This is a genomic window from Blautia sp. CAG:257 (genome assembly GCF_000433815.1).
Taxonomy (GTDB): domain Bacteria; phylum Bacillota; class Clostridia; order Lachnospirales; family Lachnospiraceae; genus Blautia_A; species Blautia_A caecimuris.
In genome coordinates this window covers 1-1,926 of sequence record NZ_HF999020.1, presented here as the reverse complement: position 1 = coordinate 1,926, position 1,926 = coordinate 1, and the positions used below count along the sequence as shown (strand labels likewise).

Annotated in this window: 1 protein-coding gene; it reads right to left on the bottom strand. The window is 42.1% G+C overall.

The window, feature by feature from the left end; translation table 11 throughout:
* Positions 1 to 504 precede the first annotated feature (504 nt).
* Complete coding sequence (locus QVP40_RS04040; protein WP_022067212.1) at positions 505 to 1,794, bottom strand: IS110 family transposase; 1,290 nt, start codon at positions 1,792 to 1,794, stop codon at positions 505 to 507.
* Positions 1,795 to 1,926 lie beyond the last annotated feature (132 nt).

Below are 1,926 nucleotides of genomic sequence, written 5' to 3'. Positions count from 1 at the left end.
TATATAGTCAAGTCTTTTTCCTTTAAAATCAAGGTTTTTTTAATGTTTCATCAATAAATATCTCAGAAGAAAGAGCCATAGGAATGGACATTTCTCTGTATCTGGTACGAAAGTAGTGGATTTTGGGTACACGAAGTAAAACGTCTTCTTTTTTCATTCTACATGGCCTTGTGTATACCCATCCATCTACGGCAGCGAACCTCCCATGTCTACCAGGATCATCAGTCTATCGCTGAGTCCTAACTTCTCTCGTCCCGCCTGTCCATAACCAGGGTGTCAGCTTAGCTCCTTTACAGGGTCATGCCCTCTGGAAAATATTCCTGCCGACTACTGGCTCATTCTTTGTTTTTTGTATTACTGACTTCTTTTCCGTAACAGCACCTTTCAGTGGACGTTTTCCTGTTACATTCTGTTTGTTACTTCCAGCTATCATGGCTGGTCCCAGCCTTCCAACTCTTCCTCTCAAAGGCTCAGACCGGCCATGATACACTGTCTTACTTCTTTTTATGCTGCTGACTGCATTCCTGGTCTTACAATGTCTCTTAACATCTTCTGACCGTCATAATCTATGCCTTTTGTCAGTATCGTATAAAATATCCGGATCAGTTTACATGACACCGCTATCACCGACTGCATCTTCTTTAGTGGGTTTTTCTCCCTCGTCCTGTAATAATGATGGATCTCTTTGAATTCTTTGTTTTTCCCGATCACAGATATCGCTGCTTCATACAATGCATATCTCAATCGCTTTCTTCCCCTGTGGCTGATCCTGCTTTCCCCGTTATGTTTTCCGGAGCTGTCTGCAACAATGGCATATCCCGCCAGCTTCTGCACCTGTTTCGGATTATCAAAACGTTCAATATCTCCAACTTCGGCAATAAAACAGCTTACCGTTTTTATTCCGATCCCACAGATTCCCATCAATTTATCTATATATGGGATCTCAGAAAGTAATTCCTCTATCTCTTCCATAAGTTCATCCATACGGCTCTTATAGATCTCATAGTCATTTAACAGGTTTCGGATCTCTTTCCTTGCGCTTCTCGGTGCTTCCGTATTTCCGATGCTGTGCTCCGCTGCTGTTACCAGGGTCTTTGCCCTCTTTATCCCAGCGCCTTTCAGCCTTGCATCCCTCCATATCTTATTGACACCGTCCACTCCAAGTCCTTTGATATCACAAGGCAAGGGTGCCTGTTTTATCACCATCAGTCCGCTTACCGCATCCGGATTCCTGTAAACGTCTTTTATCTCTGGAAAATAGATGCTGAACCAGCGGGCGATCCTGTTTTTGATCCTTGTGATCTCTTCCTGTGTCTGGATGCGGAGGTTAGACAGATTTCTGATCTCCGCATAGATCCCGGTTGGAATATATGGATAAGAGAATCTTCCTTCATTTACCAGACCTGCAATTGTTTTTGGATCTTTACGGTCATTCTTATTCGGATTATTGTCATCCAGTTCTTTGGATTTCTTGACATGATGCGGATTTACATGTACCGGCCTCATTCCCTGTCCCTGCAGGTACGCTCCAAGGTTTAGCCAGTAGTGGCCGGTTGGTTCCATTCCCGGAATCACCTTTTCCATTTCGTGTTTCTCTGCTATATCATCCATCCATGCTTTGAATGAAGCAAATCCATCTTCATCGTTACTGAAAGCAAACGGCTTTTTTGAGTACTCATAATTGCGCCAGCTAAAAGCCCTTGCATAATGGGTTTCACTTCCCACATCAATACCAACGATCAAAGTTTTTTCCGTAATAGATGCAATTTTTGCGTTTTGTGTGTTATAATTCATTTCAAGTACCTCACTGTTTAATAAGATTTTTACTAACCCTGCAAAGTCAGTAATCTTATTTTACTCTGAGGTATTTTTTTATCAACCTTCTTTCTGGGAATTCCTTATATTTGAATTATACAAGAAGCTCCT

Coding starts and splice junctions, on each gene's coding strand:
- QVP40_RS04040 (WP_022067212.1), bottom strand. CDS start 1,794: ATGAATTATAACACACAAAACGCAAAAATTGCATCTATTACGGAAAAA.